Source organism: Salipiger pentaromativorans (assembly GCF_024721115.1).
Classification (GTDB): Bacteria; Pseudomonadota; Alphaproteobacteria; order Rhodobacterales; family Rhodobacteraceae; genus Salipiger; species Salipiger pentaromativorans.
Window position 1 is genome coordinate 117,372 of sequence record NZ_JAMDHK010000010.1, and the last position, 23,327, is coordinate 140,698.

The 23,327-nt window shown below is 65.5% G+C and carries 20 protein-coding genes and 1 pseudogene; 8 read left to right on the plus strand and 13 right to left on the minus strand.

Annotated elements, in window-relative coordinates; all coding sequences use genetic code 11:
* The first annotated feature begins 304 nt into the window (after positions 1 to 304).
* The 8 genes from M4578_RS15535 to M4578_RS15570 all read left to right on the plus strand — a co-directional run bounded on the left by M4578_RS15535 (position 305) and on the right by M4578_RS15570 (position 9,309).
* Positions 305 to 1,186: an enoyl-CoA hydratase/isomerase family protein gene (locus M4578_RS15535; protein ID WP_258094204.1), complete on the plus strand. Its 882-nt coding sequence runs from the start codon at positions 305 to 307 to the stop codon at positions 1,184 to 1,186.
* Between the two features lie 17 nt (positions 1,187 to 1,203).
* Positions 1,204 to 2,055, plus strand: a complete 852-nt coding sequence (locus tag M4578_RS15540; RefSeq protein WP_258094205.1) for an SDR family NAD(P)-dependent oxidoreductase — start codon at positions 1,204 to 1,206, stop codon at positions 2,053 to 2,055.
* A 37-nt stretch (positions 2,056 to 2,092) separates the two neighbouring features.
* Positions 2,093 to 2,872, plus strand: a complete 780-nt coding sequence (locus M4578_RS15545; RefSeq protein ID WP_258094206.1) for an SDR family NAD(P)-dependent oxidoreductase — start codon at positions 2,093 to 2,095, stop codon at positions 2,870 to 2,872.
* A gap of 87 nt (positions 2,873 to 2,959) precedes the next feature.
* Entirely contained in the window at positions 2,960 to 3,577 is a 618-nt protein-coding gene (locus M4578_RS15550; protein ID WP_258094207.1) for a TRAP transporter small permease subunit, read from the plus strand.
* Position 3,578: 1 nt separating this feature from the next.
* Entirely contained in the window at positions 3,579 to 4,862 is a 1,284-nt protein-coding gene (locus M4578_RS15555; RefSeq protein WP_258094208.1) for a TRAP transporter large permease, read from the plus strand.
* A gap of 62 nt (positions 4,863 to 4,924) precedes the next feature.
* Positions 4,925 to 6,358, plus strand: a complete 1,434-nt coding sequence (locus M4578_RS15560; protein WP_258094209.1) for an aldehyde dehydrogenase family protein — start codon at positions 4,925 to 4,927, stop codon at positions 6,356 to 6,358.
* A gap of 86 nt (positions 6,359 to 6,444) precedes the next feature.
* Complete coding sequence (locus M4578_RS15565) at positions 6,445 to 7,485, plus strand: TRAP transporter substrate-binding protein (RefSeq protein WP_258094210.1); 1,041 nt, start codon at positions 6,445 to 6,447, stop codon at positions 7,483 to 7,485.
* Between the two features lie 213 nt (positions 7,486 to 7,698).
* Positions 7,699 to 9,309: a GMC family oxidoreductase gene (locus M4578_RS15570; RefSeq protein WP_258094211.1), complete on the plus strand. Its 1,611-nt coding sequence runs from the start codon at positions 7,699 to 7,701 to the stop codon at positions 9,307 to 9,309.
* 125 nt (positions 9,310 to 9,434) lie between these two features.
* Here M4578_RS15570 and M4578_RS15575 read toward each other — a convergent pair.
* From M4578_RS15575 to M4578_RS15635, 13 genes and pseudogenes are all read right to left on the minus strand, one after another.
* A pseudogene (locus tag M4578_RS15575) lies at positions 9,435 to 9,578 on the minus strand (IS30 family transposase); the annotation flags it as partial.
* 152 nt (positions 9,579 to 9,730) lie between these two features.
* A complete protein-coding gene (locus M4578_RS15580) occupies positions 9,731 to 10,102 on the minus strand; it encodes a hypothetical protein (protein WP_258094212.1) in 372 nt (123 codons plus the stop codon).
* 16 nt (positions 10,103 to 10,118) lie between these two features.
* Entirely contained in the window at positions 10,119 to 10,817 is a 699-nt protein-coding gene (locus M4578_RS15585) for a tetratricopeptide repeat protein (protein WP_258094213.1), read from the minus strand.
* On the minus strand, positions 10,814 to 11,917 hold the full coding sequence (locus M4578_RS15590) for an aromatic ring-hydroxylating oxygenase subunit alpha (RefSeq protein ID WP_258094214.1): 1,104 nt from the start codon (positions 11,915 to 11,917) through the stop codon (positions 10,814 to 10,816). Before M4578_RS15590 ends, M4578_RS15585 begins: the two co-directional genes overlap by 4 nt.
* A 140-nt stretch (positions 11,918 to 12,057) precedes the next feature.
* The gene (locus M4578_RS15595; protein WP_258094215.1) at positions 12,058 to 14,463 is read right to left on the minus strand and encodes a LamG domain-containing protein; all 2,406 of its coding nucleotides are present in this window, start codon (positions 14,461 to 14,463) and stop codon (positions 12,058 to 12,060) included.
* A 112-nt stretch (positions 14,464 to 14,575) separates the two neighbouring features.
* Entirely contained in the window at positions 14,576 to 15,016 is a 441-nt protein-coding gene (locus M4578_RS15600; protein WP_258094216.1) for a N,N-dimethylformamidase alpha subunit family protein, read from the minus strand.
* 36 nt (positions 15,017 to 15,052) lie between these two features.
* Positions 15,053 to 15,751 (minus strand): urea ABC transporter ATP-binding subunit UrtE, encoded by a 699-nt coding sequence (gene urtE / locus M4578_RS15605; RefSeq protein ID WP_258094217.1) that lies wholly within the window; start codon positions 15,749 to 15,751, stop codon positions 15,053 to 15,055.
* Positions 15,751 to 16,512, minus strand: a complete 762-nt coding sequence (urtD, locus tag M4578_RS15610) for an urea ABC transporter ATP-binding protein UrtD (RefSeq protein WP_258094218.1) — start codon at positions 16,510 to 16,512, stop codon at positions 15,751 to 15,753. The genes urtE and urtD overlap by 1 nt, the downstream gene beginning before the upstream one ends.
* Positions 16,509 to 17,612, minus strand: a complete 1,104-nt coding sequence (locus M4578_RS15615) for an ABC transporter permease subunit (protein WP_258094219.1) — start codon at positions 17,610 to 17,612, stop codon at positions 16,509 to 16,511. The genes urtD and M4578_RS15615 overlap by 4 nt, the downstream gene beginning before the upstream one ends.
* 40 nt (positions 17,613 to 17,652) lie before the next feature.
* A complete protein-coding gene (urtB, locus tag M4578_RS15620) occupies positions 17,653 to 18,534 on the minus strand; it encodes an urea ABC transporter permease subunit UrtB (RefSeq protein ID WP_258094220.1) in 882 nt (293 codons plus the stop codon).
* 71 nt (positions 18,535 to 18,605) lie between these two features.
* Entirely contained in the window at positions 18,606 to 19,913 is a 1,308-nt protein-coding gene (locus tag M4578_RS15625; protein WP_258094221.1) for a transporter substrate-binding domain-containing protein, read from the minus strand.
* A 386-nt stretch (positions 19,914 to 20,299) separates the two neighbouring features.
* On the minus strand, positions 20,300 to 22,507 hold the full coding sequence (locus M4578_RS15630) for a nitric oxide reductase activation protein NorD (protein ID WP_258094222.1): 2,208 nt from the start codon (positions 22,505 to 22,507) through the stop codon (positions 20,300 to 20,302).
* Positions 22,494 to 23,291 (minus strand): CbbQ/NirQ/NorQ/GpvN family protein, encoded by a 798-nt coding sequence (locus M4578_RS15635; protein WP_258094223.1) that lies wholly within the window; start codon positions 23,289 to 23,291, stop codon positions 22,494 to 22,496. The genes M4578_RS15630 and M4578_RS15635 overlap by 14 nt, the downstream gene beginning before the upstream one ends.
* Positions 23,292 to 23,327 lie beyond the last annotated feature (36 nt).

Consider the following 23,327-nt stretch of genomic DNA (forward strand, 5'->3'; position numbering starts at 1 on the left):
AGAGGCCTCCCATAAATATCCGTACATTTTATTGACAAATGTCCGCGATCCGGGCTCTTCTGGCCTCACACCGCCAGAGGAGCCGGAGATGTCCGGGGCGGAAACCGGGAGGACAGACATGACGCCAGACCAGCCGCGCCCGACGCATCCCCCGTCCGCGTTGCGGTTCTGACCGGAGCGCGCAAGGGCCCGCGCTCCGGGCCGTTTCGCACAGACCTATCCGACAAACGCGCCCGGCACTGGCCGGGCGCAGAGACCGGGTGTGCCTTGGCCGCCCTTTGCTGCAGGGACTGAACCCACCGCCATGACCGATCATCGTTTCCGCGCCCTCGAGATTTCCCAGGACGGCCAGGTGGCCACGATCCGCATTCTGCCCCTGCGAGACACGCTGGTGATGGATGACCCCGTGGATGTGCACACAGAGATGCCGCGCGCCATCGAACAGCTGCGCCTCGACAACAGCGTGCGAATCGTCGTGCTGACCGGGGCCTATGACGGCGAGTTTCTGGTGCCGCCACCCAACGACTACTACACCAGCGAGCGGGCGACGGCGCGGCTGGGCGATCCCTACGGGATCTGGAATGTCTCGAACGGCATGCTGCGCTGCTGCCAAGCGCTGACCGAGATCGAAAAGCCTGTGATCGCCAAGCTGAACGGCGATGCGATCGGCTTCGGGCAAAGCATTGCCCTGGGCTGCGACCTGATCCTCGCGCGGGAGGATGCGGTGATCTCGGATGCGCATCTGGGCATGTCCGAGGTGGTCACCAGCGGTGGCAGGCGCGTGGGGCTGCCTTTTGCGACCGTGCCGGGGGACGGGGCGGGGGCGCTGATGCCGCTCTTCATGCCGCCGACCAAGGCCAAGGAATACATGATGCTGTCCAGGAGCTATACGGCGGCGGAACTGGCGCAGATGAACATCGTCAACCGCGCGGTGCCTGCGGCGGAGCTGGATGCGGTGACGGATGAGGTGATCGCCGCGCTGCTGAAGCGTTCGGCCTTTGCGCTGGCCTGGACCAAGCGGATCATGAACCGGCATGTGGCCCAGCAGGCCAATCTGACGCTGGATGCGGCGGTGGCCTATGAGGCGCTGAATTTCAGCCAGATCCAGCACCTTGGCTATGACGGCGATCCCAGATCCCTGACCGAGCCGCAAGATGCCGCCACCGCCGCCAAGACGCGCGGATGAATGTGGGGGATCGTCGGATGCGGGATCTGAGGGGAAAAACGGCCATCGTCACCGGCGCTGCGGGGATCCGTGGCATGGGCCGCGCGATAGCCGGGCGTCTGGCCGAAGAGGGCGTGTCGGTCGCGGTGCTGGATCATCCCGACGCGCCCCGCGGGTTCACGCCCGAGGCTCGGGCGGCGGGATGGCGCGGCCTGCCCAGCGTCGTGGCGGAGCTCGAGGCGGCGGGCGTTCCGGCGCTCGCGCTCGATTGCGATCTGACCGACCCCGGCGCGGTGGCGCGTGCGGTGGACCGCGCCCGAGAGGGGCTTGGCGGGGTGGATATTCTGGTGAACAGCGCCGCGATCACCGGCCCGGTCGATGTGCCCGCCACCGATCTCCCGGATGCGGTCTGGGACAGGGTGGTGAAGGTCGATCTTTACGGCGCGTTCTACATCGCCCGCGCGGCGGCACGGGCGATGCTGGATCAGGGCCGGGGCGGGTCCATCGTCCTGCTGGCCTCCTGGGTGGCAAAGACCGGCGTGCGCGGCATGGCCTCTTATACGGCGGCGAAGGCGGGGGTGCTGGGTCTGACCCAGACCATGGCCATCGAGCTGGCGCCAAAGGGCATTCGGGTCAACGCGGTCTGCCCCGGCGGGGTGCCCACGGACATCAATTACGGAAACATCCTGCGCATCGCGGAGGAGCGGGGGGTCAGTCTGGAGGAGGCGCGGCAGCTGCACATCGCCTCGTTTCGGGCCGGGGTGCCGCTGGGCCGCGCGGGCGAGGTGACCGAGATCGCCAACGCGGTGGCGTTCCTCGCGTCGGAGCAGGCCAGCTATGTGACCGGGCAATCTCTCAATGTCGATGGCGGCGGGCTGATGGCGCGCTAGGCGGCGCGTCGTCCTCCCGTGAATGAAAGGAAGATCAATGGCGGCATCCCCAGGCATATCCGCTCCGGCGCAGGCGCCGGTTGTGCTGGTGACCGGCGCGGCGGACGGGATCGGCTGGGCCACGGCGCGGGCCTTTGCGGCCGAGGGCGCGCGGGTCGTGCTGGTCGATCTGCGGGCCGACGCGGCGGAGGCGCGCCGCGCCGAGCTGGGCGGGACGCATCTGGCCTTCGGCGCCGATGTCTCGGACCAGGCGGATGTGGCCCGGATGATGACGGCGGTAGAGGCCGCCTGTGGCCGCATCGACGTTCTGGTGAACAATGCGGGGATCCCGGAGCAGTCGCTGCCCACGCTGGAGCAGGATCTCGACAGGTTCGACCGCATTCTCGACGTGCATCTGCGCGGGCTGTTCCTGATGAGCCGCGAGGCCGCCCGGATCATGCTGCGCCAGCAAAGCGGCGCCATCGTGAATGTCAGTTCCATTGTCGCGATCCGGGGTGTGCCGGGGCGCAACGGCTATGGCGCCGCCAAGGCGGGCGTGCTGGCCATGACGCGGGCCATGGCCTGCGAATGGGCCGGATCGGGGCTGCGGGTGAACGCGGTGATCCCAGGTTATGTGCGCACCGAACTGGTGCGCCGTCTGGAGGAGAGCGGCACGCTCGACTCCGCCAGGATGACCGGGAGCACGCCGATGGGGCGGCTGGCACGGCCCGAGGAGATCGCCGACGCCATCGCTTATCTTGCCTCGCCTCGCGCGAGTTTCATCACCGGGGCGTCGCTGGCCGTGGACGGCGGCTGGACCGCCTCGGGCATGGCGTAAGGCGCGGGGATGGGTGCCACCACCTACAGCGGCGGCCGCGCCCAGAGCAACGACAGCCGGGCCGGATCCGGCGGCAGGAGAGACCCGATGACGCGCGCCAGACCGACGCCCCATGCCCTCGACCGGATCATTCTGGCGAGCGACCGATGGCTGCGCCAGGCCGAGGCCGCGCTGCTGGCGGTCGCCTGTGTGGCGCTGCTGATGATCATGGGGCTGATCTCGGCCGACGCGCTGTCGCGCTACCTGCTGAACAAGCCGCTGACCTTCACCTACGATCTGGTGATCATGTATCTGCTGCCGGCGGCGATGTTCTTTGTCGTGCCCTATGCGCTGCGGGCCGGGGAACATGTGACGCTGGACATTCTGGCCCACAACCTGCCCCGGCGGCTGCGCCATCTGGCCCTGGGCATCGGCTTTCTCGTCGCCCTGCCGCTGTTCGTGCTCATCGCCAACGAGATGTGGATCAAGACCCATGAAAGCTGGGTGTCGGGATTGCGCTCGGCGGCGCAGATCGCCTGGCCGATCTGGGTCAAGTCCGCCGTCATTCTGGTGTCCTTCGCGGTGATCTCGGTGCGGGTGCTGCATTTCGCGGTCGCCAACCTGTCGGCGGCGGTCTCCGCGCGCCCGGTCTGGGGCGATCATCTGTCCGCTGTGACCGAGGCGCCGGACGCCGCCGGACCGCAGCCGCATCCGGGGGAAAAGTGAGATGGTCCTGACATCCGGCCTCGTGGTCCTGTTTGTGATGCTGGCTCTGGGCATTCCGGTGGCGATCTCTCTGGCGGTGTCCGGCGCGGTCGGGCTCTACCTGATCGGGGGCAGCCATGTGGTGATCGGCATCATCGGCTCCACCGCCGAATCCGCCATGCACAGCTATGAATTCGCGATGATCCCGCTGTTTATCCTGATGGCGAATTTCATCCTCGTCAGCGGTGTCGGCGACGACATGTTCGACATCGCCAAGAAGTGGATGGGCCGCACGCCGGGCGGGCTGGCCCATGCCACCGCGGCGACGGGTGCCGCCTTCGGGGCCATTTCCGGCTCGAGCACGGCGGCGGCGGCGACGCTGGCCTCGACCAGCATACCGGGCATGATCCGGCAGGGTTACGATGTGAAGCTGGCCTCGGGCGTTGCCGCGATCTCGGGCACGCTGGCGATGCTGATCCCGCCAAGCGCCGCGATGGTGATCTATGCGCTGCTGGCCGAGATGAGCATTGCCAAGCTGCTGATCGCGGGGCTGGTGCCGGGGCTGCTGATCACGCTGACGATCATCCTGACCGTGCTGCTGCTTGTCTGGCTGCGTCCCGATCACGCCCCCGCCGCGCAGAGCTATTCCCTGCGGGAAAAGATCAGATCGCTGCGCACCGCCTGGAGCTTCATGCTGCTTTTCTCGCTGGTGACGCTGACGATCTATCTGGGGATCGGCACGCCGACCGAAGCCTCCGCGCTCGGTGCGCTCGGCGCCTTCGTGCTGGCGGTGATCCGGCGGCCGAACCTCAGGGTCTTTGCCGAGGCCACGGTGCGGGCGGTGTCGGCAAGCTGCATGATCGCCTTCATCGTCTTCGGCGCGCTGATCTTCGGTTATTTCCTGACGCTGACCCAGGTGGCGCAGAACCTGATCACGTTCCTGGCGGAATCGCAGGTGGACCGCACGGTCATCCTGATCTGTATCCTTGGCATGTATCTGGTGCTGGGCTGTTTCGTCGATCTGATCACCATGCTCATCCTGACCGTGCCGATCGTGTCGCCGTTGATCGTGCATCTGGGCTACGATCCGATCTGGTTCGCCGTGCTGACGATCATCATGGGCGAGGTGGGGATGGTCACCCCGCCGATGGGGCTGAACTGCTTCGTCATCTCGAAATACACCAATATCCCGGTGGGACAGGTCTTTCGCGGCTCATATCCGCATGTGCTGGCGCATCTGGTGCTGGTCGCCATCCTGGCCGCCTTTCCGCAGATCATCCTGTGGCTTCCCGGAACGATGAACTGAGATCGCGCCGCCCCTGCGCCGCCGGGTCGGGGGCCGGCTGCCGATGACATGGAGACGATGACATGACGACAGACCGCCTCTCATTCTATATCGACGGCGCCTGGCGCGCGCCCGCACCCGGCGCGTTGCGGCTGGCGGTCGAAAACCCCGCGACCGAGCGGAGCGTCGGGGCGATCAGCCTGGGCGGCGCGGCGGATGTGGATGCGGCGGTGCGGGCCGCGCGGCAGGCCTTCGGCAGCTACAGCCGCAGCCCGGTGGCGCAGCGGATCGCCTGGCTGGAAGAGATCGGCGCCCAGATCGAGGCGCGTCTGCCCGAAATGGCGCGGGCGATCTCGCTGGAGATGGGCGCGCCCATCACCTTCGCACGGGAGGTGCAGGCCGGGAACGCGCTGGCCCATGTTCAGGAGGTGATCGGGGTGCTCCGGGGCTATGCCTTCGAGCATCCGCTCAAGCAGGCCCGCATCCTGCACGAACCGATTGGCGTCTGCGGGCTGATCACCGCCTGGAACTGGCCGGTGATCCTGATCATGACCAAGCTGGTCTATGCTCTGGGCGCGGGCTGTACCGTGGTGCTGAAACCCAGCGAGATCGCGCCGCTCAGCGCCGCCGTTCTGGCCGACGCCATCGACGCCACAAGCCTGCCCGAAGGCGTGTTCAATCTGGTCAACGGCGATGGCGCCGGGGTGGGGCGGGCGATCTCGGCGCATCCGGGGGTGGATCTGGTGTCCTTCACCGGATCGACGCGGGCGGGAATAGACATATCCAAGACCGCCGCCGACACGGTGAAGCGCGTCCTGCTGGAGCTGGGCGGCAAATCCGCCAATATCATTCTGCCCGACGCCGATCTGCGCAGCGCCGTCGATCTGGGGATCCGCCGCGCCTTTGCCAATTCGGGGCAGTCCTGCCAGGCGCCGACCCGGATGCTGGTGCACGAAAGCCAGATGGCCGAGGCGGTCGACGTCGCGCGCGAGGTTGCCGCCGGGCTCAGACTCGGCGACCCCAGCCGTCAGGAGACGGAAATGGGGCCGGTCGTGTCGCGGCGGCAATACGAGCGGATCCAGTCGATGATCGAGAGCGGCATCGCCTCCGGCGCGCGTCTGGTCGCGGGCGGTCCCGGCAAACCGGAGGGGCTGGAGACCGGGCATTACGTGCGTCCGACGGTCTTTGCCCGTGTCGATCCGGGCGCGTCTATCGCTCAGGACGAGATCTTCGGGCCGGTGCTGCCGATCATCCCCTACCGCGATGACGAGGAGGCGGTGGAGATCGCCAATGGCACGATCTACGGGCTCGCCTCCTACATCCATTCGGGGGACGAGGCGCGGGCGATGGCTCTGGGGCGGCGGATGCAGTCGGGCCGGGTCTACATCAACACCTATACCCACGATCTTTCGGTGCCCTTCGGCGGCTACAAGCAGTCCGGCAACGGTCGGGAACAGGGCGTGCCGGGACTGGAGGAATACCTGGAGGTCAAGACGGTGCTCGGCTGCAGGGCCTGAACCGGGCGCAGTGTCGCCGGCAGGCGGCCCGCGCGGAAGACGAGGAGGAGACTGTCATGAAAACACAGATGGAGGAGACAAGGACAATGACTGCATTCGCAAAGACGGCCCGGAGGGCGATCGCCGCGCTGGTGACGGCGGTGGGCCTGTCGGGCGGCGCCGCGCAGGCGCAGGACAGCATCGAGCTGAAGGTGGCGACCTTCCTGCCGACCACGCATTTCCAGCAGCAGCAGGGCACCATGCCCTTCATGGAGACCCTGACCGAGCTGACCGACGGCCGGGTGAAGTTTTCCTACTTTCCCGCCGAGCAGGGCGGCAAGGCGGGGCAGATGTTCGATCTGCTGAAGGCGGGGGTTTTCGACATCGTCGAATTCGGCTCGGGATATGTGGGCATCGAACAGCTTCCGCTGCTCAGCATTCTGGAGGTTCCGGGCATGGTGTCGTCCTCCTGTCAGGGCGGGGCGGCGCTGCGCGAACTCGCCTCGCCCGGCGGGGTGATCTATGAAAGCGGGTTCAAGCCCGCGGGGATGCGGCCGATCTCCTATTTCATCTATCCGCCCTATGGCATCATGTCCCGCGTGAGCATCACCTCGCTCGACGATCTCAAGGGCAAGAAGATGCGCACGGCGGGGGCCATCAACGAATTGTCGGCGATCAAATCGGGAGGGGTTTCGGTAAAGGCCACGGCGGGAGAGCTGTACGAGGCGCTGTCGCGCGGCACGGTCGATGCCACCATGTACTCCTTTCTGGCCACCAAGGGCTTTGGCTATGAGGAGGTCGCGCCTTACGGTGTCACCGGCTACAGTTTCGGCACTCCGGGTTCGATCATGGTGATGAACGAGCGCAGCTATCAGAACCTGCCGCCCGAGATTCAAGAGGCGGTGCTGGAAGCGGGGCGCATGGCGACCGAGAATTTCTGCACCTACACCGATGCGAACGAAGCCGCCCGGATCGAGGAGCTGAAGGCCGGGGGGATGACGTTCTACACCTGGACGGACGAACAGAAGGCGGCGCTGGACGCGATCTTCCAGGGCGTCGGGCAGGAATGGGCCGCCAATCAGGATAAGCGCGGCATTCCCGCCACCCAGGCGCTGGAGGATTTCGCCAAGACGCTGGCCTCCGACTGATCCGCCCCTGCGGAGTGCCGTCCCGGACCCGTCCGGGCGGCAGCCCCTTCCGGCCGGAACGTGCCGGGAGTGGGATGCTGGTCCGCGATGCCCCCGAAGGCATTGGCCGGACGCCCGTGTCCGCGCCGCCTCCCGCGCGGGCACGGGGACGCTTTTACGATCCGGGTGCGAGGCAGGGGCCGTTCCGGCCCCGAACAGGTGGGATGTCCGATCATGGCACGCAGAACAGCGCGATCCGACGCGTATGACTTCATCATCGTCGGGGCCGGCTCCAGCGGCTGCGTCCTGGCCAGCCGGCTCAGCGCGCAGGCGCGGGTGCTGGTGGTCGAGGCAGGCCCGTGGGACCGAGATCCGATGATCCGCGTGCCGCTCGGCTGCGGGCATATCCTCGCCCGGCGGCATCACGACTGGAAGTATTTCACCGAAAAGGAGCCGGGGCTGGGCGGGCGCCGCATCGAATGCGCACGCGGCAAGGTGGTCGGCGGCTGTTCCTCGACGAACGGAATGGCCTATGTGCGCGGGCACCGGGCGGATTATGACGGGTGGGCCGCCATGGGGCTGCCGGGCTGGTCCTATGCGGATGTGCTGCCCTATTTCCGGCGGCAGGAAAGCTGGGAGGGCGGGGCGGATGCCTATCGGGGCGGGACCGGGCCGCTCAGAACCCAGTGGACCCGTTTCGAAGATCCGCTGAGCGCGGCCAGCCTCGCGGCGGGTCTGGCGCTTGGCCATCCCTGGACCGAGGATCATAACGGCGCCGATCAGCACGGCTTTGGGCGCTGGCAGATGACCATCCGCAACGGACGCCGGTGCAGCGCGGCGGATGCCTATCTGCGCCCGGCGCTGCGGCGGGGCGGGCTCGAGATCGTTGTCGGGGCGCTGGTCACGCGGCTGCTTTTCGACGGGGCGGCGGTCTGCGGGCTGGAATACCGGACGAAGGGCGGGGTGATGCAGGTGTTTGCCGGGCGAGAGGTGATCCTCTCCGCCGGGGCGATCAACTCGCCGCAGATCCTGATGCTGTCGGGTCTGGGCTGCCCCGAGGCGCTGCGCGATCACGATATAAGGGTGCGGGTGCCCCTGCGCGGCGTCGGCGCCAATCTTCAGGACCATGCGGCGGTCAATCTCACCGCCATCCGGCGGGAGGGCGGCCCGTTGCAGCGCGCCATGCGCTTCGACCGGATCGCCACCGAAATGTCGCGCGCCTATCTCTTCGGCCGGGGGATCGCCAGCGACATGCCCTTCGGAACCATGGGTTTTGTGAAATCCGGTGCGGAGGCGCTGCCAGACCTGCAGGTGATGTCGATTGCCGGGTCGCCGCTGAGCAAGCCCTATCTGCCGCCCTTCACCCGGCCCGCCGCCGATACGTTCGACTGGCGTATCGCGCTGCTGCGCCCGGAGAGTCGCGGGGCGGTGACGCTGCGCTCCGCCGATCCAACGGCGGCACCGCGCATTCGGCAGAACCTGCTGAGCACCGATGCCGATCTGCGGGGGCTGCGGCGGGGACTGCGGATGGCGCAGGCGCTGAACCGACAGGCGCCGCTGGCCACGATGGTCGCGCGGGAAAGTCTGGAGGCGGAGACGGACCAGGAGATCGACGCCTATATCCGCGCGATGGCGACGACGATCCACCATCCGGTGGGAACCTGCCGGATGGGCACGGATGAGCAGGCGGTTGTGGATACCGACCTGCGGGTGCGCGGGGTCGACCGGCTGCGGGTCGTCGACGCCTCGGTCATGCCTGCGATTGTCGGCGGCAACACCAATGCGCCGTCGATGATGATCGCGGAGAAGGCCGCCGATCTGATACTCGGGGGCCCGCCCGCGTGACGGGGGCCACCCTCCCGGGGCCGGGATCCGTTACGGCTCCTGCACCGCGCCAGGTGCACCGGCGCAAGCCGTGCACTGGCCCCGCTTGGTTCTGGGTGTGTGCGCTATTCGAAGCGCATCTCCCATTACCTGCGACGGTAGGGGCGCCGGCCGTTTTCCTCCATCATCTTTTCACAGAAAACCTCAGCCGGGGCCCTCAAGCCGAGGCACTTGCGGGGTGTGTTGTTGAGCCGGTCGCAGAGTTGCTTCAGCTCGCGTTCGGTCATGGCGGCGACGGAACCGCTTAAATACGCCGGATCCTGTCCAACGATCGGGGAGTGGCTCAGCGCCCATAGTCTTTTGGCTTTGAGAGAGAACGAGTCCCGGCCCGTAACTTCTACGCGGCTCTGGAAACCGAAGACATGGGCGAGTAACTAGGTGTTCAGCCCCGGCATCTGGTCCGAAACCCCGTGACCTCCTCTTCCTCCCCGGTCAGATCCACCGCCGGCCTTGGCAGGCTTGCCTTGGGGCGGAACAGCACAACCCAGCTAAGCGCGCTACCGCCCTCGCCCAACCGGCCGACATCCGGCACATCGTAGCGATCCAGAAAGAAATCCCGCACAAGCTGTGCCGCGCGCGGCGTGCCTGCGGGCTTGCCGACAAAGACGCAGTCCTGCGGGTCGATGCCTTCGCGGGCGAGCGTCTCGGCCGGGGGGAGATCCGACACCGCAATGCGCCATCGTCGGCCATCGGAATCGAACTCCTTGATCGCATAGAGAAACTCATACTTGATCTGCTGGATGCTGTAGAGCATCGGATCCTCCGCCGGGTTATTTCGTTTCGACCTGAAAGCGCGGTGCGGCCCCCTGATGGCCGTGTCGCTCCATCCAGGTCTCGACCAGCTCCTGCCCGTCATGCAACTCGTCGGGCGACATCTCGGCCACCAGCCCTTCGAGCATGTTGATCGCAGTGCCCGCGCCATGCTGCGCCGCCAACGTCAGCCACAGAAAGGCCTTGCGCCGGTCGCGCGCGGTGCCGGACCCGTTGCGATAGCAAAACCCCAACCGGGCCTGCGCGGGAAAATACCCGGCCTCCGCCGCCATCCGGTAATAATCGACCGCGCGCGGCAGATCCTTTTCCACCAGCTTGCCCGCCGACAGCAGCGTCGCCGCGTTGAACTGCGCACCGGTATCGCCGGCATCGGCAGCGCGGCACAGCCAGCGCAGCCCGGTTTCGGGATCGGCCGCGACGCCCTCGCCCTGCACATAGCTGACGCCAAGATTGGTCATCGCCTGGATGTTGCCCAGCTCGGCGGCGCGCTGGCAAAACCGGACGCCCTGCGCCTTGTCGGTGGGCATGCCGTCGCCATTGGCCTGCATCACCGCAAGCCAGAACCAGGCGGTGGGATCGTCGCGATCGGCCAGAGTCTGGAACAGCGCATAGGCACGGTCGTACTGGCCCGCCTCATAGCGGTCGATGCCGTCCCGAAGCGCCGGGGAAAGGGCGGCGGTTGTCGTCATGTCGTTCATATCAGGTAATGCTCCACATTGCGGAAAATCGGGACATCGCTGTCGACCCGGGGCATCGCCGCCACCCGGTCGATCAGCGCATTCTGGAACCACCACGCCGCGGGTTCGGTCTGCACAGGCAGATCCGAAGGGGCGACGGGTAGATCGAGCGCAGCTTTTTTCGGCACCGCGCGCTGACGCTCTTCGGCACGGGTGCGCGCCGCCGACAGCTCGGCCTCCCAGAAGGTTTGGCGCGCGTCGCTCAGCGGGTGCCGGGACAGGATCTCGATCCGGAACATCGTCTGGTCGATGGCCGTGTGCTGCAACACGATGAGGCAGCAGTCTCCGGCGCTGACCAGCAGCACCGCATTGGGGAAGAGCCAATGCACCTCGAGCGGGCTGCCGTCCAGCGCGGCGCGATGGCCGGTCATGTGCAGCGGATCGGCAGCGGCGATCCTGTCGACCCGGGCCAATGCCTGACCGGCGAGTTTCCAGTTGGCATTGCCCTCGGTCCAGCTCCGGTAGACCCGCACTGCCTCTGGATCGGTAAGCTGCGGCGGCAGGCCAGCGACCTGCGGCACCCCCCCCGCAGGGTCCGGGTCGATATTGAGAAGCAAAAGCGCGCCGGCCTGCGCCACCTGCACCGGATGCAGCCGTTCGGGCCGTAAGCCAAGGTATTGATACATCAAGCGGGTCTGCTCGCGCCCTTCATCCGCCTGGATCGGCCCCCGGTCGCGACTATAGCCGCAGGAGGTAAAGGAACAGCTCGTGCGCTTGCCCTGCTGGCACTGGGTCGGCACCACGCGGCACCCGCCGTGCTGGGCCATATTGAACCGCGCCTCGAGCCGCCCTTCGGCCATCCGCTGAAGATGAACCCCGTGATAGCCGAGGGTGAAAGGCAGCAAATCGCCTTCGTCCGTTATCTCGTGTTCGCTGCCCACCGGAATCCAGGCCCGCGTCCAGATCGCCTCGTCCTCGAGATAGAGAAACTGCAACGAGCGGTAAGCCAGGCGGGGCATGACGCGGGCGGCGCCGAACTCTCTGCGCTGCGGCTCGAAACTCGCCGGATCTCCAAAATCCAGCCCTTCGTCGCCATATCCAAGATCGGGTCTGCGCACCATGTCGGCCTCCTGTCGCGCGTCGTGATATTCGGTCGATGCTCCCGCCCGGAAACCCCGGACGGGAGGCGGGAAAGTGCGGATCCTTCCCGCGGTAGGGGCCGGCATGGGGAATGAACCGGCCCGTCCAAAGCGACCCGGGCTTATTCCGCGGGGAGCAAAGCGCTGTTGCCCGGGTCGCCGTCTGCCCGGCCGCGCGGCCGGATTTCCTCGTCCGGCGCGGCGGGCAGTGGCCCGTCGACCATGAAGTGGTCGAGGACGTTCTTGGTCATCTTCGAGATGTTGTTGTCGCAGTTGTTCCACGGCAACGACCCGCAATAGGCGATCGAAGAGAACGAGAAGCAGGCGCCGCCATTCGGCGTCTCGTGGAAGGCGATATCCGCCCGCACGCGCGGGTGGGTGGTGCCGTCGAGACCCTGCTGGTTGAAACCGAAATCCTCCATCACGAGCAGATAGGCTTCGGTATGGCGCCCCGCCGAGGTTGCAACCGTCAGCGTGTGCGGCGGCGAGCCCAGCGTGAAGTCGACGATGTCGAGCTCCAGCCCGGCGGCGCCGCCACCGACCAGACCGAAATTGCCCAGCGGCTCGTCATAGTCGATGCCCTCGAACGCCCAGGAGACGCGCGGGTTGTTGCTGTCCGGCGTGCGCGAGAAATAGCTCGACACGTCGAACCCTTCCGAGGACATGCCCACGCCCGCGACCGAATGCAGGTAGCGGCCGCGGTAGCGCCACATCCCGCCAAGCTCGCCGGTGCCCTGGTGGTAGTATTCGCCCGGATCGGCGCGCCAGGTGCGGATGCCGCTTTCGCAGCGCCGCATCTCGGTGATGACACCGCGGCCCTTGTCTTCATAGGCCGGATGATAGGAATGCACCCAGTACCAGGCGTCGGCCCCCATATACATCAGGCGGCCGCCGCGTTGCGTGTAGTTGTGCAGCGCGTCGAGCTGGGTGCCCGAATTGTGCTCGGGGTGCGAGCCGGTGATGATGACGTTGTAGTTTTCGAGCCGGGCGAGCCCGTCATAGGTCACGTCTTCGTCGGTGAACACATCGTACTCGTAGCCCATGGTTTCGAGCCAGTAGATCAGATGCAGATCCGCCGGATACTGCCACGGCGCCTGGGCCAGGAAGTGGTCGTATTTCGGACGGATCGACAGGATCGGCCGCAGGCGCGAGGAAAAGCAGATCCCGGTGCCGTCGGTATGGGTGTCGTAGATCGAACCACCATATTCCCGGTGCTCGGCCAGGAACATGTTCTGATGCTGCATGATCGGCACGCGGTAGACGAAGAGTTCGGCGGCACCGGCGTTACAGGCCACATGTTCGTTGGCATAGGCCATGTAGCTGATCGTCGGCACCATGACCGCGATCTTGGACTGTTCCTTGCCGATTTCGGGCACGACCCAGAAGGGCACATAATCCTCGTCGCCCTCGGCGGTGGTCAGCTTGGCGGCGTAAAAGCGGCTTTTGCAATCCGCCGGCACCTGCCATTCGAAATCGACCTCCCAGCGGGCATCGTCGATATCGTCGTCATGGAAGCTGATCGCGCCATATTCCTTCGGCGCCTGTTTCCAGTCGAAGGTGGTACCGCCCCAGTTATGCCCGGTCATGCCGCGCGTCGGCAGGTTGACGAATTCCAGATCCAGCCGGTAGGGGCCGAAATCCGTGCCCTTGATGGTGTCGATCCCGTCCGAGAACTCCCACGCCGCGACGATCACCTCTGAAAGCGGACCGGTCGGGCCGGAATGGCGCCGCTCGGTCAGGCCGGGCTGGGCGCCCAGCTTCATCGTCTCGATCTCCTGCCGCGACAGGGCGGTTTTGCAGATGCGCGGCGTGTCGATCTTGCCATTGTATTTGCCGGTGAACACCACGCCCGCCGGCACCGACGATTTTGCCGTCGGATCGTCCGACAACGCCTCGGTATAGGCGGCGACGGCGGCGGGGATCGGCAGATGCTCGATCGGGCCGGAAACCGTCGTCTTGACCGGCTCGATCACCGGGTCGAGCGCATATTGCACCTGCGGTTCGTGATAGAGGATCAGCTCGCCGGTCTTGGCGTCGAAGGTCGCGGCGATGAAATGCCACGCGTGGTCGCGCACCGGCTGCGGGCTTTCCAGCGTGGTGCCATTGACGCGCACCTCGACATGGCCCTTCTCGTTGATGAAGAGACCATAGCCCTTGCCGTCGCTCCATTTGGTCACAAGCCCCTGGGCGCCATGCTTCCAGTATTTCGGGTGGGTCTTGGGCGCGGTCGGCCAGATCCAGCATTGCAGGGTGAAACTTTCCACCCGCAGCTGCCGGCAGTCGTCGACATAGCCGTAGGAGCCGCTGTGGATCACCTGCTTGCGGCCCGGCACCGTCGTGCTTATGCTTCCGGGCACGGCTTTTTCGATAAAGCCCGGACCGCGGGGGTTGGTGTCGCCGTTGATCATCTGAACGATTTCGGCCTTGAATTCCTTGGGCCCGTCACAGTTGATCAGGAACTTGATTGTCTCGCCGGGATGAACGCCGAACTTGTCGGCATATCCCACGAGTCGCATCGCTGCAGACATGTCTCTATCCTTGTTTGCTCACGCGAAGACACCTGGAAGTCTGGACCACTTCCGCCTTCGCGGTTCGTCTGAAAGCCCGGAACCGGGCGTCTTGTATCGCTGGGGCGAACGGTCAGGTGACCGGCCAGTTGTCGTCGCGGTGCTTCCAGCCTTCCTCGTAATGCTCGGGCATACCGGCGGTTTCCGGCAACTCGTCGAGCCGCATCAGGAAAATCGCGTGCTGCGCATCCTGCTCGTCGTCGAACACCCGGTCATCGACAAATTCCGGCGGCACACCGCGGATCCCCGACAGGCGCGCGATGCGCCAGCTCTTTTCGACCTCGGTGCAGACGATGATCAGCTTGCCGGCCATCGACTCGCCACGCATCCGCAGCAAAACACGGCGCAGCTTGGGGTTTTCGTGCACGCCGCCCGACAGATGCGTCGTGTCGCCCGGCGTCTCGCATTTCAGGATCGAAAATCCGGCGACACCCTTCATCGACTCGGTGCAGTCCAGATGCTCCTTGATCAGAGCCTCCCGTTCCGGCGAGCCCTTCGGCGGTATGGATTCCATAGTCTTCTCCTTGCTGATGCCCGAACCAGCGGGCGGTTAAACGGTCATATGGCGATCGACCATCTCGTCGGTCAGCTCGGCAATCGGCCCGGATTCCACGATCCGTCCGTTGTCCATCATGACGAAATGGTCGCCGAGCTGCCGCGCCACCTTGATGTGCTGCTCGGTGAGGATCATCGAGATCCCCATTTTCTTGTTGAGCATCGCCAGCGTCTCGCCGATCTCGGCGACGATGTTGGGCTGGATGCCTTCGGTCGGCTCGTCCAGCAGCAGAAGCTGCGGATCGACCGCCAGCGCCCGGGCGATGGCAAGCTGCTGCTGCTGCCCGCCCGACAGCTCGCCCGCGCGGCGGTTGAGATTCTCGCGCAGATAGGGAAACAGCTCGAGGCAGATCTCGGGGATCGTGCCGTCGCGCCCCGGCTTGGCAAAGGTGCCAAGCAGGATGTTCTCGCGCACGGTGAACTTGCCCAGGATCTGCCGGCCCTGCGGGATATAGCCCAAGCCGTGCTTGGCGCGCTCGTCGGTGCGCGCGCCGCTCAGATCCTCGCCGCCCATCGACATGGTGCCGGTCATCTTGTCGACCAGCCCCATGATCGTGCGCAGCAGCGTGGTCTTGCCCATACCGTTGCGCCCCAGCACGCAGACGCAGCTGCCCTTCGGCACGGCGAAATCAATGTCGCGCAGGATCTGGGTGCGACCGTAGAACGCGGAAATCTTGTCGAGTTGCAAAAGCATCAGTGTGCATCCTCTGTGCCGAGATAGACCGCGCGCACGCGCTCGTCCTTTTCGATGTCTTCCAGGCTGCCCTGCGCCAGCAGCGCGCCCATGTGCAGCACCGTCACGATGTCGGCGATCTTGCGAACGAAGTTCATGTCATGTTCGACAAGGATGATGGTGTGGGTCTTTTTCAGCCGGTTGAGGATCTCGACCGTCAGCTCGATCTCGTTCTCGGTCATGCCCGCCACCGGCTCGTCGAGCAGCAGGATCTCGGGGTCCTGCATCAGCACCATGCCGATCTCGAGCCACTGGGTCTCGCCATGCGACAGCAGCCCCGCCTCGGTGTCCAGCCGCCCGGTCAGCCGCACGGTCCGCGCGACCTCGGCCAGCTTTTCGTCGCATCCCGGCGCGCGCAGCCGGAACATGTTGCGCAGGGCGCTGGTCTCGCGGCTGAAGGCGACCTCGAGGTTTTCGCGCACCGACAGGCCCTTGAGCACCGCCGGGATCTGGAACTTGCGGCCGACCCCGCGCCGGGCGATCTCATGCTCGCCCAGCCCGGTGATGTCGTCGCCGCGCAGCCAGATATGGCCCGAGTCCGGCTTCTGGCGCCCGCTGATCAGATCGATCGTCGTGGTCTTTCCGGCGCCGTTCGGCCCGACCAGACATTGCAGGCGCCGTTCGGTGACATCCAGGCTGAAATCGTTGATCACCTGGTTGCCGCCAAAGCTTTTGCGCAGGTTGCGGATCTTGAGAAAGCCGCCAATCATATCGCCGCTCATTTTGCCGCTCCTTTCGCCGGGGCTTGGCCGAACTCTTCGCGTCGCCCGCCGCGCAGGCTGGCCAGGCGCCCCAGCAGCAGCTCGGCCAGTCCGGCAAAGCCGCCGGGCAGGAAGCGCACCACGAGGATGAAGGAGAAGCCCAGGATCAGGATCCAGGTATTGAGGAAGGCATCCCCCGCATAGCTCTGCGCGCCCTGCACCGTGAAGGCGCCCAGCATTGCCCAGAGCAGCGAGCCGCGCCCACCGATGGCCGCCCAGATCACCGCCGAGATCGAGAACCCGACCTCGAACTGCGCCGGCGAGACATATTGCGTCAGCACCGCAAAGCTTGCCCCCGCCGCCGCCGCCATCAGCCCCGAGAGCGCATAGACCAGCGTTTCGTAGACGGCGACGTTGTAACCTAGGAACCGCACCCGCTCGGGGTCGTCCTTGAGCGCGCGCACCACCAGCCCGAACCGGCTCTGGGTCAGCAGCTTGGCGGTAAAGGTACAGATCAGCAACAGCGCAAAGACCAGCCAGTAGGCGGTGCTGGAATAGGGGTCGATCTTGGTCCCCGCGATCACCAGCCCGGTCGGCGGCGAGATGCCGTTGACGCCATTGGTATAGGGTTGCAGCGCCACAAACACCGTGGCCAGCGCGCTCAGGATCGCCAGCGTCATGATGGCGAAGAACGGCCCCGACACGCGAGCGACGAACATCAGCCCTCCGAAGATCAGGTAGAACAGCGTCGGCACCAGCAGCGCCAGCGCGATGCCCAGCCCGGTGTTCCAGAACGGCTCCCAAAAAATTGGCAGGGTCTCGAGCGCGTTGTTGGCCATGAAGGGCGGGATGGTGCCGGGCGCCTGGCTTTGCATCTGCATGGTCATCGCCATGCCATAGGCGCCCAGCCCGAAGGCGATGCCCTGGCCCAGGTTCAGGATTCCGCCCGACCCCCAGCACAGGCTGATGGAGACGGCCAGCAGCCCGTAGACGCCGTAGGTGGCCAGCTGGTTGAGCAGGAAGTCGTCATCGGTCAACAGAGGCACGATGCCGATCAGCAGGAAGACGGCGGCATAGGCAAGCCATTGCAGCGTCTTGTTGTGATATGGATTGTCAAGCATTGGGGTTCCGCATGTTTCGCCGGACGGGCCGGTCTGTTCGTCAGCGCCGGCTACCGCCCGCGGAAATCAGGCCCTGGGGCCGGAAACGCAGGAAGACGACGATCAGGATGAAGATCAGGAAGCGCGCGAAGCTATCGTTCAGGAGCATAGCGAAGATCGACTGCATCTCGCCGGTGGCGATGCTGGCGATGGCCGATCCCATCAGCGCGCCGCCGCCGGTGACAACGATCAGGAAGGCTTGCACCACATAGCCCGTGCCCATGGTCGGCAGGACGATGTTGAGCACCCCGAACAGCGCTCCGGCGACACCGGCCAGGCCGGCACCGAAGGCGAAGGTAAAGGAATAGACCTGTTTCGAGTTGATCCCGAAGGCCGCGGCCATCTCGCGGTTCTGGGTCACGGCCCGCACCTTGATGCCGAAATCCGTCTTGTAGAACACGAACCAGACCAGCGCGATCAGCGCGAGCGCCGCCAGAATGACAAAGATCCGGAACGCTGCCAGGCTGACTCCGCCCAGCTCGATATTCGACGACAGAAAGCCGGGCATCTGGATGTATTTGGGATCGCTGCCGAAGGTCAGGCGGGTGCCCTGGATCAGCACCAGCGAGACGCCCCAGGTCGCCAGCAGCGTGTCGAGCGGCCTGTGATAGAGATACTGTATCAACAGCTTCTCGATCACAAAGCCGATCGCTCCGACGATCACAAAGGCGCAGGGGATGCACAGAAAGTAGGGCAACCCGAAATAGGTCTGCATCGCATAGGTGGCATAGGCCCCCAGCATGATGAATTCGCCATGCGCCATGTTGATGACCCCGGCGGTGCCGTAGATGATCGTGAGGCCGATGGCGGCGACGAGAAAGATACTGGCGATGCTTATCCCCAGGATAAGCGCGTTCGCCATGGCGACGGTTGAGATGTCCACAATGTTCCCCTGGGCTGATCGTGAGAACAGCCGGCGGCGGGCCGCACCCCGCCGCCGGTCGTTGATGCCGTTCAGATGACGTCGGTACGCAGCGTCCCGTCGGGCGCCAGCAGGCCCTCGGCGGTGCAGGTTCCGACATCGGGGTAGATCGAATAGGGGTCGGGCTCGACATGGGCGTCGGCCTGCTTGACGATCTTGAAGCTGCCGTCCGCCTGGCACTGGCCGATCTTGGGGACGAGCCAGGTGTTGAAGTTGTTCTCGTCCACCCAGATCTCACCCTCGGGCGAGATATCCGCGCCGACCTTGATGCCGGCGCAAGCATTGCGGATCGCGGTCGGCGTCACCTCTTCGATGCCCCGCTCGGCGATGACCTTTTCCAGAGCGTTCTTGAACACATAGGCAGAGGTATAGGTCTCTTCCATGTTGTAATGCGTCACGCCGTTCTTGCCGTAAGGGCTCGACAGGAACTTCTCGACGAATTTCTGGTTGGTCTCGTTCTCCAGCCCCTGGAAATACGGGGCCGACAGGAAATGCCCGGCACCGTTCTCGGCCCCCATGGCCTTGGTCTCGATCTCGCCGGTGGTCAGCGAGGCGATGGGCATGTCATCGGCCGAGAAACCTTCCTGCTTGAACTGGCGGTGGAAGGCGATGTCCGAGGCGCCGACCACGGTCGAGAAGATGAAGTCCGGCTTGGCGGCGCGGATCTTGGCCAGCACCGGCCCGAATTCCGACGAGCCCAGCGGCACGTATTCCTCGCCCAAAAGCTCGCCGCCCGCGTTTTCGAGCCAGATCTTGGCGTTCTTGTTCGATTCCTTCGGCCAGACGTAGTCGGAGCCGACAAAGAACACCCGCTTGCCGAAATTCTCGACCATGAAGGGGATGAGATCCCTGGAGTGCTGGTTGGCCAGCGGGCCGGTGCAGACGGTGTTCTGCGTGCATTCCGCGCCTTCGTAGCAGGTCGGATAGAACAGCAGGTTATCGCGATCCATGATGGTCGGCAAAATAGCCTTGCGGCTGGCCGAGGTGTAGCAGCCGAAGATCGAGATCACCTTGTCGCGCAGGATCAGCTCTCGCGCCTTTTCGGTATAGACCGAGAAGTCGGATTTCGCATCGACGATCACCGGCTCGATGGGGTGGCCCGCGATGCCGCCCGCCGTGTTGATCTCGTCGATGGCGTATTGCATCACCAGCGTCGAATCCTCTTCGGGAACCGCGAGCCCGCCAGTCAGCGAGAACAGCAGGCCGATCTTGATCGGCTCACCTTCGGACAGGGTCGCGCCCCAGGATTCCCGCGCCGTCGGCAGCCAGACGGCAGGCGCCGCCAGCGCGCCCGCGGCAAGGGAAGAATTCTTCAGAAACGTTCTGCGAGTCCATGACATGATAGTACCTCCTATTGAGATGGACTGGCCCGATATTTTGTACGAGCCGATTGTTTTATTTCCTTCTACACCCCGATTTGGACTGCATTTTCATCTTCGGTCAAGTGATTTTTAGGAAATTTTTATTTCTCTCAGGAAAATTTTCAACACGGCAACGAACGCAAACCTTGGCGCATTATTTTTGCCCAAAGCTGCATATTATTTGCCCAATTTAGAATCTTAGTGCATTGATATTACACGACAATAATAGAAACCTTCCGAAATTCGCATTGAATATCGAAGCTGACGAAATATCGCTTTTCGCCAAATAGAAATCAGGATATATCGAATTAATCGAATTCCTGATTAAAGAGGTCACTCACATCTAGATCTGGCGCATAATTCCCCTACCCCGTCATCTTCAGATAAACTGCCGAGAGCATGGAAGGCAGCGTTTTCAATTCATGGATCCGAGTAAAACCGCGCGATCCGAAAATATCCTCGTGGTGCCGGTCATGGCCGCCGCCAAGCGCCAAGCAATGAACTGCGATGCCCCGCGTGCGAAGCTGCTGCACCGCGCGGCGGGCATCGGCGTCCAGATATCCCGGCTCGCGAACATCGATGTCGGACGGTTCGCCGTCGCTCAGCACCAGCACCAGCCGGTGGTGGCAGGGCTCGGCGCTCAGGCTGCGCCCCGCATAGCGCAGCGCGGCGCCCAGCCGCGTCGAATAGCCATGGCGCAGACCGGCAAGCGCCATGCCGGTCATCAGATCGAAGGGCATGTCGAATCGTTTGACCGGCACCAGCCGCAGATCCTCGCGCCCGTCCGAGCTGAACCCGGTGATGGCCAGCCGGTCGTCCAGCCGCGCCATCGCGTCAGCGAGGATGGCGGCGGCATCGCGTTCGAGATCGAGAACGCTGTGCCCCGGAGCCGCCGCGTCGCCGGTGGATTGCGACATGTCGAGCAGCAGGTGCACCGCAACAGACCGCTCGGCATGGGTCCGGCCCTCATAGACCCGGTGATCCGGCATCCGGCGGGCGCGCAGCGCAATCGCCGCGTCGATGGCGGCGTCGAGATCCAGCCGTTCGCCCTCGGCCTGTCGCTTCAGCCGCCGCAGCCGACCCAATTGCGCGGCGGCGATCGTCGCCTTCAGCCGGGCGAGCGTCGCCGCATGGCGCTGTCGCAGCGCATCGAGATAGAGCGGATCGCCCAGAACCGGATCGTAGAGATGCGCCTGCACCCAGTCGGGGCGTTCGATCCCGGCCACATGATCGAATTCCGGCAGATGCAGCACGGCCAAGCGGCGCGGCCTCTGCGCCTGCGCCGCCGGAGCAGATTCGGGCCCGGTCAGATCGCCGCCACCGATCCGGGGCTGTTTCGCCGCACCCGAAACCCGGCGGCGCCCCTCTGACGGCGCGCTATTCGCGGTTTCCGGCGTCGCGTCGGGATCGTCTGGCAGCTCCCACAGACCGAGGTTGTCGTCGCGATAGACCGGCCGGACCAGATGGTCGCGAAAGTTGAACTGGACCCGCGTCTGACCCAGATCGTTGGCCAGAAGGTTCCCCATCCGGCGTGAGATCGCAGGGTCTTCCAGCCGGTCGCGATGGGCGTCGAACAGCGCCGCCCCCTTGGCGATCCAGCCGTGCCGCCGCGGAAACTCCGGATCGAACAGGGCACGGGCCAGCCGCTCGAACAACGACGGCGCCGTCGCCGCACCTTCGGGGGCGCAGCGGTGAAACGGGCTCCAGAGCCGGCGCAGCCCGGGCAGCTCGCGCAGAGCAAGGGTTTCGACCCGTGCATCCTCGATCAGCGAGATCACCGCCACATGCATCGGCTTGAGCTGCGCCAGGGCAAAGCGCTCGCCGCCATGGGTCTGATGCGCGCCGACATGTGCAAGCGCGGCGCGCGCGATCCGGCGTTCCTGCCCGCGATAATCGGGGTAGCTGGCCGGCAGGCGGATCTGATTGTCGGAAAAGCTGCTTTGTCGCGCCTCTTCCGCCGCCTCGCGCAGCAACGGCACCTGCCCCCAGAGCGCGGTATGAAAGGCTTTGAGCTCGGCCTCGAGCGCGTGAAACCCGATGTCCCCGGCCTGGCGTGCCAGCGCCTGCCGCGCCGCCGGGGTCTCCAGCCGGAAAAACGCCACGCGGCCGCGGGCGTCGCCCTCGGTCAGCAGCAGGCCGGTGCGGATAAACTCGGCCAGCGCGCCGGGCGTCAGACGGTCGAGCAGGCGCAGGGCGGTTTCCAGCAGGGGCTGCACCGCCTCGGGCGCGGGGCGCAGCAGGTCGAGATGCAGCCCGCGCCAAAGCTCGAACCCCGCCATGTCAAGACGCGGCGCCACGGCGGCGGCGGTGTCGAGATACAGCGCGGCGGTGCGCGGGCGCAGCCGGATTGCCATGCGCGAGGCATCCCGCGCCAGCTCCAGCCCGGCCTCGGGGCCAAGCGCCTCGGCCACCCGCATAGCGGCCCGGCGAAAGCCGCGCGGCACGGCGGGGCCGTAGCCCGCGCCGGACAGGCGCGCCTCGGCGGCAAGAAAGCGGTCGAGCAGCGGCCCCGGAAAGGCCGCCCGCAGCTCCGGCGTGACCGGAGCGGCTATCCGATGCTCAGCGGCAGGCATCGACCGCAGCCGTCAGCGCCGAGCGCATCGCACCGTCATCGGTGAGAGGGGTGATCAGGGCGAAGGCGCAGGCCGCCTCCAACTCCAGACCCGTCCGCATCAGACGCCCCGCATGCACCAGCATCCGCGTCGAGGCGCCCTCGTCGAGCCCCTGCCCGCGCAGGTTCCGGGTCCTTTCCGCGATGCGCACCAGCCGCGCGGCCTCGGCCTCGGACAGACCCGACTGGCTGGCGACGATCCGCGCCTCGACAGCGGGTGCCGGGTAGTCGAAATCCAGCGCGCAGAAGCGCTGCTTGGTGGATTCCTTGAGGTTCTTCAAAACCGACTGGTAGCCGGGGTTATACGAGATCACGAGCTGGAAATCCGGATGCGACGTCACCAGCTCGCCAGTCTTTTCCAGCGGCAAAATGCGGCGGTCGTCGGTCAGTGCGTGGATGATCACGGTGGTGTCCTGCCGCGCCTCGACGATCTCGTCGAGATAGCAGATCCCGCCATGCCGCACCGCCAGGGTCAGCGGGCCGTCCTGCCAATGGGTGCCCTCGGGCCCCAGCAGATAGCGCCCCACCAGATCCGAGGCGGTCATGTCCTCGTGGCAGGACACGGTGACCAGCGGCCTTTGCAGCCGCCAGGCCATATGTTCGACAAAGCGGGTCTTGCCGCAGCCGGTCGGCCCCTTGAGCATGACCGGCAGACGCGCCTGGTAGGCCGCCTCGTATAGCGCGATCTCGGCGCCGCCGGGATGATAGGCGGGCTCTGCTGTCAGACGATAGGCGTCGAGGGTCATGGCACGATCCTTGTTGGCTGGACGGCACCGGCGAAA